We start from the raw sequence: 16950 nt of genomic DNA, 5'->3' as shown, positions 1-16950 counted from the left end.
CGTCGGACGACTCGCTCAGCGCCGCAACGGTTCACGCAGTCAACCGCAAGGCACCTCCTCGCTCGGACTGAGATCGATGGCATGTCCGAGGCGGTCCTTCTTGGTGCGCAGATAGTTGATGTTGTGCGTGGTGGCCCGAGCGGGCAGGTGCAAGCAGTCGCGAACCTCGATGCCGTACCCGGCCAGCTTCTCGCTCTTGACAGGATTGTTGGATATCAACCGAATACGCGTCACATCGAGCTGGTGGAGGATCTGCGCGGCGGCCGCGTAGTCGCGACTGTCTACAGGGAGACCGAGCTCCAGATTGGCGTCCACGGTGTCGCGGCCCGCCTGCTGCAGCGTGTACGCGCGGAGTTTGTCACCGAGGCCGATTCCGCGGCCCTCGTGGCCCCGCAGGTAGATCAGGATGCCGCCATCGCGTGAGATCAGTTGCAGCGATTCGCGCAGCTGATCTCCGCAGTCGCAGCGCAGCGACGCTGCCAGATCGCCGGTCAGACACTCGCTGTGCACCCGTGTCAGGACACCTTCGGGTCGGTCCATCAATTCGTTGTGGTCGCCGGCGACCAGCACCAGATGCTCCAGCCCGGTGGCGTCGTCGCGGTAGGACTGGGCCAAGAACACCCCATAGTCGGTCGGCAGGTCCGCCTGCCCGCACAACTGCACCGTCGCTTCAGCCCTCTGGCGGTGGGCCATCAGTTCCGCGATGGAGACCACCGCAAGATCGTGCTGAGCGGCGAAGCGCATGAGATCCTGCCCACGCATCATGTCACCATCGTCTGCCACCAGCTCACTGATCACCGCGACCTCGTGCAGTTCAGCGAGGCGCAGCAGATCCACGGCAGCTTCGGTGTGCCCGCCCCGTTCGAGCACGCCCCCGGCGCGCGCACGCAGCGGAAAGATGTGACCCGGTAAGCGCAGATCGTCAGCGGTCGTAGTAGTCGCAGCGAGGGCGGCCACCGTCGCGGCTCGAGCGCCCGCGCTGACGCCGGTGCCGGTGCCGACGGCATCGACCGACACCGTGAACGCAGTACCGTGCGGATCGGTATTGGTGGTGACCATCAGCGGCAAACCCAGTTGATCGGCACGCGCATCGGTCATGGGCGCACAGATGATTCCTGTGGTGTGCCTGACCATGAACGCCATATCCGCCGGTGTAACAAACTGTGCGGCCATCACCAGGTCGCCTTCGTTCTCCCGGTCCGGGTCATCGACGACGACGATCATCTCGCCGGCCTGCAACCGCTGCACGGCGATCGCGACGGCATCGCGCAGGGCGGAGCGATGGACCGACCGGGGGGTGGAGCGCGGGTGCAGGTGACGTACCGGCGCAGACGCTGAGTCTGATCCCGGATGTTCCGTGTGTGGCAGAACCGTTTGCTGCTGTGGACTGCTCATGGTGTCGCCTCCCGCGTGGATCGTGGCGTGCTGATCGCCCTAAGCCTAGGAAAGCGAAGGCCTCGGACTATGTCGCACATCACTACACCTGAGCACGACTGTCGCGGATTGCGACGACCACACTGTCGCGTCGGATGCGAGGTTGAGTGCGCCAAACAGCCCCGCGGGGCGCGTAGCGAAAGCGACACCACCACAGTGAAGTTAGAGAATTCCCTTGCGTTGATCACCGGCGCCGCTTCCGGGCTCGGCCACGCCACCGCCCGCCGGCTTGTCGCCGCGGGCGCCCGCGTGGTGGGCATCGATCTGCCGAACGCCGTCGCACTGTCCCCCACGCAGGACTCGCGCATCCGTCTGCTCGGAGCCGACGTGCGCGATCACGACACCGTCCAAGCCGCCATCGACCAAGCGACCGACTGGGGTGACCTGCGCATCGTCGTGAACTGTGCCGGTGTGGGCGACCCGGCCCGAACCATCAGCAAGGATGGTCCGCTGGAACTGGACCGCTTCCGACGCGTCATCGATATCAACCTCATCGGCACGTTCAACGTCACCCGCTTGGCGGCAGCAGCGATCGCGGCCACAGAACCAGTCGATGGCGAGCGCGGAATCATTGTGAACACGGCTTCGGTGGCCGCCTTTGACGGCCAGATCGGCCAGGCGTCCTACGCGGCATCCAAGGGTGCTATCGCCAGCATGACCCTGCCCCTCGCGCGCGATCTTTCCAGTCGGCTGATCCGGGTCATGGCAATTGCTCCAGGCATGTTCGACACACCCATCTTGCAGGGATTGTCCGCTCCGGCGAGGGAATCCATCGCCAGCCAGGTCCCTCATCCGCGGCGTCTCGGCCACCCCGACGAGTTCGCCGCACTGGTAGAGCACATCGTGGTCAATCCCATGCTCAACGGCGAAACCATTCGTCTCGACGGCGCAATCAGAATGGCGCCCAAATGACTCGGCGTACCGCCGTGGTGACTGGCGCCAGTCGTGGAATCGGTGCCCAGATATGCACCAAGCTGGCAGCGGAGGGCTGGGACCTCCTCGTCACCGCTCGAAATCCAAGTGCCATCGTAGAGTTCGCCTCCGCTCTGAGCGCTGAGAGTGGCCGCCGAGTCACACCGGTCGCGGCCGACATGGCCGATCCGGAGGCGGTAGATATCATCTCCGAAGCGAGCGCAGACCTGGACACCATCGACGCTCTCATCCTGAACGCGGCAATGGGCACCATCGGCGCGCTGTCGGACTTCCCGCTACGACGCCTGGACAAGCTGCTCGCCATCAACCTGCGCGCACCGTATGCATTGATCCAGAGTCTGTTACCAGCTTTGCGACGGGCTGGACAGCAGTCGCCGTTCGGCGCCCGCGTGATCGCGATGGCCTCGATGACCGGACTGGCGGGAGAACCACTGAACTCGGCCTACGGAGCCACCAAGGCGGCGATGATCTCCCTCTGCGAGACGTTGTCGGTTGAAGAGTACGTTCACGGGGTCAATGCCTCGGCGGTCTGCCCGGGCTACGTCGCCACCGACATGACCGCCGCACTACCCGGCGTCGATCCAGAAGACATGATCACCGCCGCCGACGTTGCCGAAGCCACCGTTTGCCTGACCCGCCTCACCAAGAAGGTGAACGTACCCTACCTGCCCCTGGCTCGACCCGGGCCCAGCCTTTGGCGCGCCTAGCCCGAGAAAACCTCGACAGCAACACCTCTCGATTGGAGAAAACCATGACCATCAACGCAGTGATCGTCGATGCCGTGCGCACCGGCTCGGGCAAAGGCAAGCCCGGTGGGGCACTGTCGGGGATTCACCCCGTGAACCTGCTGCAGCAGACCCTGCAAGCTCTGCTGGCGCGCAACGACTTCGATCCCGCGCTCATCGACGACGTCATCGCCGGGTGTGTATCTCAGACCGGCGAGCAGGCACTGAACATTGCCCGGACGGCGGCGCTGGCCGCGGGGCTGCCAGAATCGGTGCCGGGCACCAGCGTGGATCGACAGTGCGGATCAAGCCAGCAGGCGGCGCATTTCGCGGCACAGGGTGTACTCGCCGGCGCGTACGACATCGTCGTCGCGTGTGGTGTGGAGTCGATGAGCAGGATTCCGATGGGTGCGAGCTCGCAGGGCCAAGACCCCAACGTCGAGCCATTGGCCGAGCGCTTCCCCGATGGTCCTGTCGGCCAAGGCATCTCTGCCGAATTGATCGCTGCGCAATGGAAGTTGGATCGCGCCGCACTCGATGAGTACGCCGCACGGTCGCATCGACTCGCCGATGAGGCGTACCGCGCCGGTGAGTTCGACAACGAGATCGTGCCGGTGACTTTGCCCGACGGCAGCGTCCATACCATCGACGAGACGGTGCGCGCCAACACAACCGCGGAAGGGCTGGCTGCGCTGCGCCCGTCGTTCACCGCCGACGAATACAGCGCTCGGTTCCCCCAGATCGATTGGTCCATCACCGCCGGAAACTCGTCACCACTGACCGATGGCGCCTCGGCAGTCCTGATCATGTCCGAGGACAAAGCCAACGAGCTGGGCCTGCGCCCACGCGCACGGTTTCACAGCTTCGCTGTCACCGGGAGCGATCCACTCTACATGCTGACCGGCGTCATTCCGGCGACGACAAAGGTGCTTGAACGCTCGGGGCTGAACATTGATGACATCGACACCTTTGAAGTCAATGAGGCTTTCGCACCGGTGCCTTTAGCCTGGGCCGGCTCTCTGAACGCCGATCCCGCCAAGCTCAACCCGCGCGGCGGTGCCATCGCGCTCGGACACGCCCTCGGTGCGTCCGGTACCCGTCTGTTGACCACAATGGTGAACAACCTGGAGCGCAGTGGAGCACGCTACGGGCTGCAGACCATGTGCGAAGGCGGCGGAATGGCCAACGCCACCATCATCGAACGGGTCTGAGCTGCTCGACAAGCAATGCCGCCCTCGCCGGTTGATCCGGCGGGGGCGACGTTGTGCCTTGAGACGCTGTAACAGAATCATTCAGGCCGGTTCACTCAGCTTGATTTCGCCAACCCGGGTTACGTTGAGCGTGCCTGCATCGATATCAAACGTAACCGGGTGGCCCTCGTCTTCACGGCGGCGTAGGGACGTCGTGCCACCAGCGGCGGCGGGGGCGGCGGAGGCGGCGGCACCGGCTCAGGAATCTTGGGACCAAGTCTGAGGCCCATGCCCAGTGCGCGCAGCCGCTCCTCGGTGCTGCAGCCAGCGAATCCACTTGCCCACGCCCACAAGGACGGCGCCAGCGCCAGCGGAAACTCCGCGTCTCGGGCGACGAAGCGTTCCAGCAGTTCCAAGATTGCGTTGCGGTACTCGCCGGCCCCGATCTTGACGCACAGCCAGGTATGCGCACCAGGATTGATGAACGGCCTGGCGGCATCAGCTAGCGCCCAGGCAAACCTCATCTCGTCAGATCTGTCCATTGCGCACCCCAGACATCGAAAAGGCTGGACCCATTGACGTGCTCGGTGTCGAACGGGAGAGCACGCTGTGCATGCCGACCGCCGCGAGCAGGTTGAACGCCATCGCCAACAGCACTGCGAGCAGCACCACGATACCGATGCGCCGCAGGGTTTTCCTCGGCTTTCGCTGCGTAGCACTGTCGCGGACAGTCAGCGCGCTGGACGCCGCCATCGGAACCACCAACCACGCGATTCGGCAACCCTCGCTGGTGGTCTCCACGGGCAGGCGCCGTCGTCGGATTGCCGGGTCGCGTGATTCGACGGGCTTGCCGTTGATCCACAGCAGTCGCAGGTGGCTCATCGTCATACGAAGTCCCGCTTGAGCTTTGGGCGGTCGATCTTGTTGTTGCCGGTACGAGGCAACGCTGCCACCAGTTCGATGCGGCGCGGCCGCTGCAGACCCTGTAGGTCGGGGTGATCCATGCAGTAGGCGATGATGTCGTCCTTGGTGACCGCCGCTGAACGTGGGACGACGATCGCCGTGACCTGTTGAATCCAACGTTCGTGATGAGTGCCGATGACCGCGACCTCGGCGACATCCGGGCAGGACGCCAGGCTGTTCTCGATCATCTGCGGGTAGACATTCTCGCCGCCCGAGATGATCATCTCGTCAGATCGCTCGACAAAATGCAGCACACCGTCGGTGTCGGTCCGCATCAGGTCACCGGTCTTCAGCCATCCTTCAACGAATTTGTCACCGTTGACGTCGAGAAGATTCCAGTAGCCCGGGGTGACTGCGTCGCCGCGTACATAGAGCTCCCCAACCTGTCCGGGGTGATCACTGACGTCGGCTCCCGTGACGACGTCGACCAGTTTCCAGTACACGAGTTGCTCCAGCGGCCTTCCGAGCACACGTGGGTGGTCCTGTTCGCCCGGCCGCTCACAGATCGCCACGCCGGATTGTTCGGTCTGGCCATAGATATTGACGGCGTTGCGAATCCCGGTCGCATTGAGAAACCGCCGCACCGGGCCTTCGGGCAGTACCGAACCACCGATGGCACACACCTGCACCGAGGACAGATCCGCCGGATCGTTTTCAAAGGCATTGGCGACATCGACGACCATGGTCGGCACCAGCGCCGTGTAGGTGGCATTGCAGTCCTGGACCGCCTGTCGCCACTGAGCCGCGTTCCACCGCGCCAGGGTGTAGGCCGAAGCGCCATTGAGCAGCATCGGAAGGATCATCAATTGCATGCCGCCGACGTGGAAGAAGGGTGTGCAGATGACGGCGAAATCATCGGCCGAGAAGTCCCAGACTTGGGTGATCGCTGAAACGTACGCGGTGATGTTGCGGTGGGTTTGTCGAACGCCTTTCGGGGTGCCTGAGGAACCACTGGTGTACATGATCATCGCGTCGTCGCTGTCGAGCCGCGGCTCAATGGCCGGTGCCGGCGGCGCGGCGAGAACTTGTTCGTAGGTCCACCGGGGCCGCACCGACTCACCGACGGGGCCGCAGACTACGAGCTGGTCAGCGATCTGAAGACCCTCGAAGTCGCGCACAAACCGAGGGGCCGTTTGGGGGTCGGCGAAGACGATGCGTGCCCCGGAATCAGCGACGGCGTGCCGCAGCGGAGCTGGGGGTATTGCGGTGTTCAGCGGCACCAGGACAGCGCCGGCCTTCCAAATACCCAGTGCTACAACGATATATTGCGCGCTATTGGCCATGTAGATCGCGACCCGATCCCCGGGGTTGATCATTTCGCTCGCCAGAAACGCCGCCACCCGCGCCGACTGATCGTCCAGCGTCGCGTACGACAGCTCGACTTCTGCGTCGCGGATGGCGAGCTTGGTCGGATGCTTTACCGCCTGATGGTGGAACACACTCGCAAGGTTCATGCCGGTCTTCCTTCGACTTCGAATTCGCTCGCCCGGGAGCGGTTTGCTCGTCGTTCCCGAGGTCAGATCCGAACCATAGATCTGTCGCGGGCAGGGCTTGTGTCGCAATTAACAACACTTACCGATGCCGGAGCCGCCCCGTCTCGAATTGCGACATTCGTCGTTTGAGCTGCTTATTACGGTCCAAGGGTGCCGGCGGCATCCGCTGCGCGACCCCTGACCGGTATCCGCCCGCCTTAACCCCTACCCGAGGATCTTGATGGCTGTGAGTCTGAGCTTTCCCCAGCACGTGTCAGAGCTCGCCGCGCGGACGGAGACGTTCATCCGCGAGGTAGTACTGCCGATCGACGACCAGCACGGAGGCGACATCCACGCCGCGGGTAATGACGTCCTGCGCGTTCGGCTGCAGCAAGAAGCACGGGCGGCCGGTGTGTTCGCACCGCACGCACCGCGCGGGTACGGCGGCCTGGGTCTGGGAATGGTCGATCGAGCACCACTTTTCGAGGAAGCCGGCTACTCGCTGTTCGGTCCGCTCAGTCTCAACATCGCCGCGCCGGACGAAGGAAACCTGCACCTGTTGGCCCATGCGGCCAGCGCCGAGCAGAAGGTGAACTACCTACAACCACTGGCGGCCGGGGAGTGCCGGTCTGCCTTTGCCATGACCGAACCGTCGCCGGGTGCGGGTTCGGATCCGTCGATGCTGTGCACCACTGCGACATACCGGGCCGGCCGGTGGCACATCTCGGGTCGGAAGTGGTTCATCACCGGTGCCGACGGCGCACACTTCTTCATCGTCATGGCACGCACCTCCGGTCAGCCTGGCGATCGCGGTGGAGCCACCATGTTTCTCGTCGATGGACATGCCACCGGACTGACCGTCGGCAGGCATATTGCGACCATGGACAAGTCCATGCTCGGAGGACACTGTGAAGTCAGCTTCGACGAGGTCAGCGTTGGTGACGATGCCGTCCTCGGTGCCGTCGACGCGGGATTCCAGTATGCCCAAATCCGTCTTGGTCCTGCGCGCATGACCCACGTCATGCGGTGGTTGGGTTCGGCGCGGCGCGCTCACGACACCGCGCTCTCACATGTCGCGGCGCGGCGCGGATTCGGCGGCCGGCTCGGCGACCTGGGCATGATCCAAAGGATGGTCGCCGACAACGAGATCGACCTCGCCGCAACCAGGGCATTGCTTGTCCAGGCCTGCTGGCACCTCGACCAGGGCGAGTCCGCGTCCACCCAGACCTCGATAGCGAAGACATTCGCAGCTGAAGCCATCGACCGCGTCGTCGACCGAAGTGTGCAGATGTGTGGCGGACTTGGAGTGTCCGACGACTACCCGGTGGCCCGCATCTCGCGTGAAGTGCGCCCATTCCGGATCTACGACGGCCCCTCGGAGGTTCACCGCTGGGCCATTGCCAAGCGAGCGATCCGGGCCGCACGTAGCCAAGCGGAAGGCTCCGAATGAGCGACCACGCGTTGAACCTGGCTCAGCTGCAGGCCCTGCTGGTCAACAACGGCATAGCCCTCTCGGGGTCTTTATCGGCACAACTGCTCGCCGGAGGGCGCTCCAACCTCACCTATCGGGTGACCGATGGATCGTCGGTGTGGGTGGTGCGCCGTCCGCCGGCGCGTGGGTTGACTCCTTCGGCCCATGACGTCGCCCGGGAGTATCGGGTGATGCGCGCCCTCCAAGGCACCGCGGTGCCCGTGGCCGCGACAATAGCCTGCGACGTCAACGGCTCGTATACCGGTGCGCCGATCACAGTGGCCGAGTTCGTCGCGGGGCGGGTGATTCGCGCCAACACCGACCTCGATGATCTCAACGACGACCAGATCGAAGCGCTGACCAGCGAACTCATTCACACGTTGGTCGACCTCCACGAGGTGGACTACCGCGCGGTCGGGCTCGACGACTTCGGCCGACCGGACGGATTTCTCGCCAGGCAGGTCACCCTCTGGACCAAACAGTGGCGGCGGGTCCGAACCCGTGATCTCGCCGACCTGGATCGGCTGGCTACGGCACTGGCGGACCGCGTACCCGCAACGACACCGAGGCCGGCCATCGTGCACGGCGACTTCCGAGTCGACAACACGATCGTCGACCTTTCCGGTCCCCGCCTTGTGCGTGCGGTCGTGGACTGGGAACTGTCGACCATCGGCGATCCGATGACGGACGTTGCGCTGATGTGCGTCTACCGCTCCGCGGCGTTGGACACCATTCTCGGCACCCATGCAGCCTGGACCAGTCCGCGGCTGCCGTCTCCGGACACGCTTGCCCAGCACTACGCGCTTGCCTCCGGCACGGACCTGAACCACTGGTCGTTCTACGTCGCCCTCGCCCACTTCAAGTTGGCCGTGATCGCGGAGGGAATCGCCTTCCGCGCCGACGCGGGCGCATCCGCCGGAGACGGCGCAGCCGCCGCCGCGGCCTGCGTCCCTGAACTGGTGTCGGTCGGATTGAGCACACTTCGCCGCAGCGGCGCCACCAGCACGTCCTGACGCTGGGCCCGCTGTTGCGATCTGCGACACCCCTAGTGACGCAACCCACTTAGCGTGGGTGTCCTCCCCATTTTCTTCGCGCTAGATAGGAGTCCGAAGCAATGACGCTTGAGGTTGAAGTTCCGAAGTGGGTGTCCGCCGATCTGGTCGATCAGCACGCCGCGACCCCGGACGAGGCACTGATCCTGCAATTCATGCAGGATCTGACCACCAACGACGCAGACCGCCTCATCAACTATTTCGCCGAGGACGGAATGTATCAGAACATGCCACTCGCACCGGCCTACGGCCGCGAGGCCGTCCACGCCACCCTGGCGGGACTCTTCGGTGTGATGAGCATCGACGCGGTGGAGACATTCCACATTGCATCGGCCAACGGATTTGTCTACACCGAACGCGTCGATGTGCTCACCGCATTGCCTACCGGCAAAACCTACCCGCTGGGAATCTTGGGCGTCTTTCAGCTCCGCGACGGAAAAATCGTCGGGTGGCGCGATTACTTCGACCTACGCGAGTTCGAAGAGGCCGTGCAGATGTCCCTGCGCGGCTGAGCATTTCTACCCCCCACAGCCACTTACCACGACGATCGGACAACCCATGACCGTTCTGCACCCGCACGTTGAGTTCGGGGCCTTTCTGGCACCCTGGCATCTCCCCACCTCTGACGCCCACTTCTCCATCCAGAACGATCTGGAATTGGTCGAGCACCTCGACCGTCTCGGCTTCGCCGAATTCTGGATGGGCGAACACCATTCCGGCGGAGTGGAAATCATCGCCTCCCCTGAGCTGTTCGTTGCCGCCGCGTCACAGCGGACTCATCGGATCAAGCTGGGCCTGGGGGTCGTCTCGCTGCCCTACCATCACCCCTTCATGCTGGCCGATCGACTGGTGATGCTCGATCACCTGAGCAACGGGCGGATGATCTTCGGCGCAGGCCCCGGCCAACTCGCTGACGACGCCAAGATGATCGGAATCGACCCGCTCGACAACCGTCGGAAGATGGAAGAGTCTTTCGCAGTGATCAACCGACTGCTCGCCGGCGAGACCGTCACCGAAGAAACCGACTGGTACACGTGTCGCGACGCCTATTTGCACGTCGCTCCCTACTCCGATTTCCAGATAGCAGTCACCGCAACGGTTTCCCCGACCGGACCGAAACTCGCCGGCAAGTTCGGCACCGGGATCCTGTCGCTGGCCGCAACCAACCCGGTCGGTGTGGAACTATTGGCCAACCACTGGCAGATCGCTGAGGAAATCGCCGCCGAGAACGGCAAGTCGGTCCGCCGTGAGGAATGGCGGCTCACCGGCATCATGCATGTTGCCGACACCGAGGAGCAGGCACGCGCCGACGTTCGGCACGGCCTGCTGGAGCTGATGAACTACCTGTCGCATATCACGCCCGGATTCGAGGAGTCCGAAGACGTCGACAGCCTCATCGACTCCATCAACGAGTCCGGGCTGGCCGTCATAGGCACTCCGGAGATGGCCGTCAACCAGATCCGCCGGCTCCAGGAGAAGTCAGGAGGATTCGGCAAGTTCCTCGTCCTGCACGGCGAATGGGCCTCCACACAGGCGGCGCTGCACAGCTTCGAACTCATCGCCCAGCAGGTTGCTCCGCACTTCAACGGTGACCTCGCCTCTCGCAAGCGTGGGTTCGACCAGACCGTCAACAGCAACAAGTCGGCCGCCGACATCACCCAAGCGGGCCAAGCGGAAGCGCAGAAGCGATTCGAAGCCGAACGCACCTCCAAGGTTTAGTGACGCCACGCACCGGAATGGGAGAAGTCATGTCTGCACTCGAAGGCCAGGTCGCACTCGTCACTGGCGCAGCACGCGGTCAAGGCCGTTCGCACGCACTCAAGCTTGCGGCCGAAGGCGCGCACACCATCTTGGTCGACGTGCCTCGCGAGATCATCGACACGGGTTATCCATCTGGGACCGCCGAGGAGTTGGCCGCGACCGCCGCAGCTGTGGAACAACTTGGACGCCATGCCATCCGCATCGAGGCCGATGTTCGGGATCTCGATGTGCTCGACAAGGCGGTCAACGACGCAGTTCTGGAGTTGGGGCGGCTCGACATCGTGTCGGCCAATGCCGGCATTGCCAGCAAGCCTTACCTATCCCACGAGATCTCTTCTCGAACGTGGCAGCAAATGGTCGACATCAACTTGACCGGAGTGTGGCACACCACCACAGTGGCCATTCCGCATATCGTGAGCGGACAGCGCGGCGGAGCGATCGTGCTGACCAGTTCGGCGGCCGGGCTCAAGGGATACGCGCATATCTCGCACTACACGGCGGCCAAACACGGGTTGGTCGGCTTGATGCGCAGCCTGGCGGTCGAACTGGCGCCACATCGGATCCGAGTGAATTCGCTGCATCCCACCCAGGTTGACACTCCGATGATCCAGAACGAGGGAACGTACCGAATCTTCTGTCCCGACAACCCAAATCCCACCCGGGCGGACTTCGAGGTCGCGTCGACGGCTACGAACAAGCTGCCCGTCCCATGGGTCGAGCCCGAGGATGTCAGCAATGCCTTGCTGTTCCTGGTCTCGGAGAACGCGCGTTACATCACCGGGGCGGCGATACCAGTGGATGCGGGAACGACGTTGTAGGTCGTCAGGTCCGCTCGCTCCTGAGGCAGGTCCTTGTCTCAGGAGCGAGTCCCCCGCCCCAACCGTTCGTCTCGCCAGCAGCAGTCCAACGCAGCCAAATCATCGAGCCGTGGGATATCGCACCCGAACTTTCCGAACATCACACCACGCTCGCCTACCAGATTTTTCCGGGGCGAACTACACCTGGAGGCTCCCTTACCGAGCACGCCATCGCCTGTGCGCAGCGCTGCTCATCGACGAGGTGTTGAACGGTCCCTGCAACAAACGCTCACAATCGCTACCTACCGGTGAAATGCGGAGGCCGCTTCTCGAGAAACGCCCGCGGACCTTCCGTTGCGTCCTCGGATGAGATGACCTGGCGGTTGAGTGCGTACTCCAAATGGAAGGCCGACTCGTTGGCAAGACCCCGAACCGCGATCTCCTTGGCGGTTCGCACCGCGAGCGGCGCGTTACGTGCCACCGCCGCAGCGATTTCCGTCGCACGACCCAGCACCGCACCGTTGCCGACGACCTCGTTGATCAGACCTGCTTGGTACGCGCGGTCCGCGGTGATGTGATCCCCAGTGATCAGTAGCTGCATGGCGATCGCCCACGGCACCTGCTGCGGTAACCGGATATGGCTTCCCCCACCGGCAATCAAACCCCACCGCACTTCTGGAACTCCGAACACCGCGGTGTCCGCGGCGACACGCAGGTCGGTACCAAGGAGGATCTCAAGGCCTCCGCCGACACATACACCATTGACGGCCGCGATAATTGGTTTGAAAACGTCACTGAGATGGCGCTTCCCGGCGTCGGGCACCATGATCTCCAGCTCGCCCGCCGTCAGCCGCGGAATCAGTTCGGCCATATCGCCGCCGGCGCAGAACGCGCGGTCCCCGGCACCGGTGATCACGATCGTACGCACTGTGTCGTCTGTCGCTGCAGTATCGAAGGCTTCGGCAAGTTCACGCATCATTCGAATGGTGAGGGCGTTCAGCGCGTCCGGGCGATCGAGTGTCACCGTCGCCACCGCGTCCTCGACCTCGTAGGTCACTTGGCCGGCGCTCATCGGATCGTCGCCGAGCTGTCCGGCCGGGAAGCCGGTAATGACAGCGGTTGGTCAGTCGACCTGCAGGAAAGACTCATGTCGTGATCCTCGGGGTTCGTAGTGTCAACGCGCACCGTTCCTTTCCCAACGCTAGGTCGCTCGCGTTGAATTGCGTTGTTTCAATCCGCACCACCATCCTGCTGTCGGCCGAGTTCATCCAGCCGAGACGCCACCATCGAGGACCAACGTCTGACCGGTCATGTAGTCCGAGGCGGCTGACGCCAGCATGAGGATCGCACCGTCGAGTTCATGTGCTTCGGCGATACGTCCCATCGGTACCTGAGCCGTGAGCTTCGAGACGAAGGCCGGGTCACTGTATACGCCGCCGGCCAATCCGGTGCGGACGTAACCGGGGCACAACGCATTTACCTGCACATTGTAGGCGGCGTACTGTAAAGCACATTCGCGGGTCAGGTTCACCACCGCGCCCTTTGCCGCCGTATACGCCGGCATCGGAGTCACCACGGCGCCTTGCAGTCCGTACATCGAGGCGATATTGATCACTTTTCCCGATTTCCGTTCAGCCATGTGACCGAGAACCGCCCTGCTGCAGAGGAACACACCGTTCAGATCGACATCGATAACCGACCGCCAGTGTTCGACTCGCACTCGGTGCATGGGCACCGCGCGAATATCGCCGATTCCGGCATTGTTGACCAGAATGTCAACCTGTCCGTATTCCGTGAAGGCGATGTCGACCAGGGCTGCAACCGAGCTTTCGTCAGTCACATCGACGCCAACGGCGGTCGCGATAAATCCGGAGGCAACCAAGTTGTCCGCCACTCGATCGGCCTTCTCACTGTCGAAATCGGCGCACACGACCCGCGCCCCAGCCCGGGCCAGGGTGCGCGAGAACGACGATCCGAGACCCCCAGCAGCTCCGGTGACAACGGCTACGCGGCCGGTGAGGTCGAACAAGTCCAGTGACGACATCATGACTTTCCCGGCATCGCAACACGTTGACCACGTGGATCGGTCAGCAGGCTCTCGCGGTCCGCCCGCGCGATCTGCGTCACGCCGGCCCTAGGCTGAATCTGGTCATCTCTGAAGGCCACACCGTCAGCCAGGCGGCGACGGGTTGAACGTGGATAGTACAAGGTGCCCACTATCCACCGGCATCGCGATTCCGGTGATCCGGGACGCGTCGTCGGAGGCCAGGAAGACCACTGCGCCACTGATGTCGGATGGTTCCATCAATCCGCCGAAAGCGTGCCAATGCCGCGCCGACGCCTCGTGCTCCTGCCGCGTCCCACCGGGGTGGCCGCTGGTCATGTCCCACGCGCCCTGCCAGTTCGTCATCGGCGTATCGACGAAACCAGGCAGGATGGCGTTCACGCGAATTCCATACGGCGCCAGTTCAAGTGCGGCGGCCTTCATAATGCCCACCGCCCCGTGTTTCGACGCCGTGTAGTGCGCCGAACCTGCCTGCCCCTCTACGCCGTTGACCGATGCGGTGATGACAACAGAGCCGCTTCGGCGCTCGATCAGGGCAGGAGCGGTGGCCTTGAGAACCCGCCACACACCATTGAGGTTGATGTCGACCGTGTCTTGCCACGTCTGCTCTGCAAGTTCCCAGAGTTGACCGCGGGTCCAGATACCGTGGTTGATCACGACCACATCAATCGATCCGAACTCGGCAAGCGAGGTGGCCACAGCGCCGTCGAGCTGCGCTTGAGATCGGGCGTCCACTTGCACTGCGATCGCTCGCCGACCGTGTTGCTCAACAAGCTTTACCGTCGTGTGAAGATCATCAGTAGAGGCCATGTCATAGTCGACTGAGGCGACCTGGCCGCATATGTCAGTCGCTACGATGTCGGCCCCTTCGCGGGCGAGAGCAATTGCGTGCGCGCGGCCCTGTCCGCGGGCTGCACCGGTGATGAAGGCAACTTTTCCATCGAGCCGGCCCACGTTGATTCCCTTCGGTGGTGTTGAGGATCGGCAACAGTCAGCCGACGTCACTACGCTAGAGCGCGCCCCGGATACGCGGTGTTGCGTTTCGCTACAGTGTTCGCGAGAGACCCTCCACTGCACAGGAACTCGTCCTGTGCCACCGCGAACACATATTCACGCCTGTTCTTTTGGGACTGCCGAGGCTCAAATGGCTGACGCAGTCAGGGATTCCCCCGCGCATCATTACGTGGTGCGAAGTGCTGGCTTGCTGCGCCTAGAACGCAGCGGTCGTGAGGTCGATCCCGAGCGATCGGATCTTGCGGTACAGCGTGGAACGTGCGATGCCGAGATTCTCGGCGGCCCGGTTCTTATTGCCGCCGGCTGCCCGGAGAGCAGCAGTTATGGCATTGGCCTCGACGTGTTCGAGACCAACAAGTTTTCGCCGCGACGCGCTCGCGACGACATCGGCGGGTAGATCCGCGGCATTGATGTACTGATTACTCGTGGACTGCAGTACTCGGTTGACAACGGTGTCCAGTGAGGTGATGTTTCCCTGCCACTGCAGGCGTGACAGCGCTTGAACAGCATCGGGCATCCATCGAGTCTGTGCCGCCGTTCTCCCGAGGCGTCGATGTGCTCTGCGAGTCAGGACGTCCAACAGGACCGGCAGATCTTCGTACCGTTCTCTGAGCGGCGGGACGGCCAGAACCAGCGCAAACGCGCTGCCGAGGGTACTTGCGTGACCGTGCTCGATGGGGTCACGGGTTGTCGCGAACACGCGCGTGGCCCCACTGCGATGTGTGAGCATGGCATCGGTCACCGACTCGGCGGTTGCCGGGTCGAGTTCGTCGCAGCGCCGAATGATGACTGCAGACAACGCGTCCGATTGCAGCATGTGAACGAGTCGCTGCAGCCACGCAGCTGTACCTATCACCGCGATCTCACATGCATCGAGCACAACAGAGTTCTCGCCCGCGATCGCACGCGCCACCGCCGTCTTCCCGGTTCCGCGTTCGCCTACGAGAAGTACCCGTTCTTCTCGGTCGGCCGCCGCCGCGGCTCGGCATAGTTCGCGCCACTGCGGTCCCTCGCCAACCAGACCGGGGAGTGAAACAGATTGCAACGACTGCGGGGCTCGATATCGGGGTTCCGGGACGTGTCGGATGCGGACCACTGCACCGACAGACTCGGTGGCACCGAGGATCTGGCGGCAGTGGATCGACACCACAGTCCCGTTGGTGAGAACCACCTCGCGAGGCTCCTGGAGCCCTTCACCGATGGCACGCGAGGCGTGCTCCCACAGCAGCGCCTGGTCGACTGAGCTGAGCAGGCGCGCGGCAACAGCATTGGTGATGATGGTGTGGTCGTTGAGTGCGACGAGCGGATGGCGGGTGTCGCGGTTCTCATTCAGGTACGCGTCCAGAAGCGTGCGCTCTCGCTGTGTTGCCGATGCCTGCAGGACGCCCTCGATGTCGCGTACGAGTTCCATCAACCATGACAACAGCACCGGGCTGGTGTCGCGGACACGACTGGTCAAATTCAGCGATCCGACGGTTCGTCGGGTCACCGGATGCACCACCGGTACGCCGGCGGACGTGACGTCGGCGTAGCCGTCGAAGAAATGCTCAGGACCGCAGATCATTGTTGGGCGCTCACTGAGCAAACAGATTCCGCTGGTGGTGCCGATGGTGGTTTCGGCGACAGATGCTGACGGGACGAGTCCATGGTTATCCAGCCACCGATCAAGGGATGGGTCTCGAACCCACTGACGCAGGACAACGCCATTGTTGTCCGTCAGCGAGAGTCCGCACTTGGATTGTGTCAACATCAGTTCGCGCTCGGAGATGACCGAATGGGCCGCCCGGACAAACGGACTGTCGTCATCAACTACACCGATGGCAAGCGGCTGCAGTGACTGTGCCGAGAGCCCATAATGCAAGCTCCGACGCCACGACTCGAGGACCGAGGGGGCGATACCGAGCGCCTGAAGATCGTCGCCGTCGGTTACTCCAGCGTCAAGAACGGCTTCTCGAATCTTCCGGAACTCCGGCGATTGCGGGTCCACGCGACGAAAGATCGGAGCGCGTTGCTCCTGGCGTGTGGCGACCGCGTCGCTGCAGATCGGAACTGACCGCACTTCTGCACCTCCAC

General features: G+C 63.3%; 16 protein-coding genes. 8 read left to right on the top strand and 8 right to left on the bottom strand.

From position 1 onward, the window contains the following. Window positions 1-39: 39 nt before the first annotated feature. A complete protein-coding gene (gene ribB, locus ACWDUN_RS20420; RefSeq protein ID WP_449931859.1) occupies window positions 40-1272 on the bottom strand; it encodes a 3,4-dihydroxy-2-butanone-4-phosphate synthase in 1233 nt (410 codons plus the stop codon). A gap of 318 nt (window positions 1273-1590) precedes the next feature. Here ribB and ACWDUN_RS20415 point away from each other — a divergent pair, with 318 nt between their 5' ends. The 3 genes from ACWDUN_RS20415 to ACWDUN_RS20405 are packed head-to-tail and all read left to right on the top strand — an operon-like array spanning window position 1591 to window position 4303. Then, a complete protein-coding gene (locus ACWDUN_RS20415) occupies window positions 1591-2346 on the top strand; it encodes an SDR family NAD(P)-dependent oxidoreductase (RefSeq protein ID WP_213449807.1) in 756 nt (251 codons plus the stop codon). Beyond that, a complete protein-coding gene (locus ACWDUN_RS20410; protein ID WP_449931831.1) occupies window positions 2343-3074 on the top strand; it encodes an SDR family NAD(P)-dependent oxidoreductase in 732 nt (243 codons plus the stop codon). The genes ACWDUN_RS20415 and ACWDUN_RS20410 overlap by 4 nt, the downstream gene beginning before the upstream one ends. A 44-nt stretch (window positions 3075-3118) precedes the next feature. Further along, on the top strand, window positions 3119-4303 hold the full coding sequence (locus tag ACWDUN_RS20405) for a thiolase family protein (RefSeq protein ID WP_449931830.1): 1185 nt from the start codon (window positions 3119-3121) through the stop codon (window positions 4301-4303). 119 nt (window positions 4304-4422) lie between these two features. Here the strand turns inward: ACWDUN_RS20405 and ACWDUN_RS20400 are convergent, their stop codons facing one another. From ACWDUN_RS20400 to ACWDUN_RS20390, 3 genes are read right to left on the bottom strand one after another with little or no spacing between them, the layout of a single operon-like run. Then, window positions 4423-4824 carry a hypothetical protein gene (locus tag ACWDUN_RS20400; RefSeq protein WP_449931829.1) on the bottom strand — a complete coding sequence of 134 codons (402 nt, stop codon included), beginning with the start codon at window positions 4822-4824 and terminating at the stop codon, window positions 4423-4425. Then, window positions 4811-5170, bottom strand: coding sequence for a hypothetical protein (locus ACWDUN_RS20395; protein WP_213447926.1), 360 nt, complete (start codon window positions 5168-5170; stop codon window positions 4811-4813). Before ACWDUN_RS20395 ends, ACWDUN_RS20400 begins: the two co-directional genes overlap by 14 nt. Beyond that, window positions 5167-6699: a class I adenylate-forming enzyme family protein gene (locus ACWDUN_RS20390; protein WP_213447927.1), complete on the bottom strand. Its 1533-nt coding sequence runs from the start codon at window positions 6697-6699 to the stop codon at window positions 5167-5169. Before ACWDUN_RS20390 ends, ACWDUN_RS20395 begins: the two co-directional genes overlap by 4 nt. 259 nt (window positions 6700-6958) lie before the next feature. Here ACWDUN_RS20390 and ACWDUN_RS20385 point away from each other — a divergent pair, with 259 nt between their 5' ends. The 5 genes from ACWDUN_RS20385 (at window position 6959) to ACWDUN_RS20365 (ending at window position 11819) form a co-directional block, all read left to right on the top strand. Beyond that, window positions 6959-8167, top strand: coding sequence for an acyl-CoA dehydrogenase family protein (locus ACWDUN_RS20385; RefSeq protein ID WP_213447928.1), 1209 nt, complete (start codon window positions 6959-6961; stop codon window positions 8165-8167). After that, window positions 8164-9201, top strand: coding sequence for a phosphotransferase family protein (locus tag ACWDUN_RS20380; protein ID WP_449931827.1), 1038 nt, complete (start codon window positions 8164-8166; stop codon window positions 9199-9201). Before ACWDUN_RS20385 ends, ACWDUN_RS20380 begins: the two co-directional genes overlap by 4 nt. Before the next feature lie 101 nt (window positions 9202-9302). Beyond that, window positions 9303-9752, top strand: coding sequence for a limonene-1,2-epoxide hydrolase family protein (locus ACWDUN_RS20375; RefSeq protein WP_449931826.1), 450 nt, complete (start codon window positions 9303-9305; stop codon window positions 9750-9752). 46 nt (window positions 9753-9798) lie between these two features. Beyond that, window positions 9799-10959, top strand: coding sequence for an LLM class flavin-dependent oxidoreductase (locus ACWDUN_RS20370; RefSeq protein WP_213447931.1), 1161 nt, complete (start codon window positions 9799-9801; stop codon window positions 10957-10959). A gap of 29 nt (window positions 10960-10988) precedes the next feature. Next, window positions 10989-11819 carry a mycofactocin-coupled SDR family oxidoreductase gene (locus ACWDUN_RS20365; RefSeq protein ID WP_213447932.1) on the top strand — a complete coding sequence of 277 codons (831 nt, stop codon included), beginning with the start codon at window positions 10989-10991 and terminating at the stop codon, window positions 11817-11819. Between the two features lie 277 nt (window positions 11820-12096). Here ACWDUN_RS20365 and ACWDUN_RS20360 read toward each other — a convergent pair whose 3' ends face one another. The 4 genes from ACWDUN_RS20360 to ACWDUN_RS20345 form a co-directional block, all read right to left on the bottom strand. Then, on the bottom strand, window positions 12097-12855 hold the full coding sequence (locus tag ACWDUN_RS20360; RefSeq protein WP_449931825.1) for an enoyl-CoA hydratase/isomerase family protein: 759 nt from the start codon (window positions 12853-12855) through the stop codon (window positions 12097-12099). 207 nt (window positions 12856-13062) lie between these two features. Beyond that, on the bottom strand, window positions 13063-13842 hold the full coding sequence (locus ACWDUN_RS20355) for an SDR family NAD(P)-dependent oxidoreductase (RefSeq protein WP_449931824.1): 780 nt from the start codon (window positions 13840-13842) through the stop codon (window positions 13063-13065). A gap of 126 nt (window positions 13843-13968) precedes the next feature. After that, the gene (locus tag ACWDUN_RS20350; RefSeq protein WP_213447935.1) at window positions 13969-14817 is read right to left on the bottom strand and encodes a mycofactocin-coupled SDR family oxidoreductase; all 849 of its coding nucleotides are present in this window, start codon (window positions 14815-14817) and stop codon (window positions 13969-13971) included. Window positions 14818-15073: 256 nt separating this feature from the next. After that, window positions 15074-16864, bottom strand: coding sequence for a sigma-54-dependent Fis family transcriptional regulator (locus tag ACWDUN_RS20345; RefSeq protein WP_449931823.1), 1791 nt, complete (start codon window positions 16862-16864; stop codon window positions 15074-15076). Window positions 16865-16950: the final 86 nt, after the last annotated feature.

Source organism: Mycobacterium sp. NPDC003323, assembly GCF_053589535.1.
Note: the sequence above shows the minus strand (reverse complement) of the source record. Positions and strands in the feature narration are given on the sequence as shown.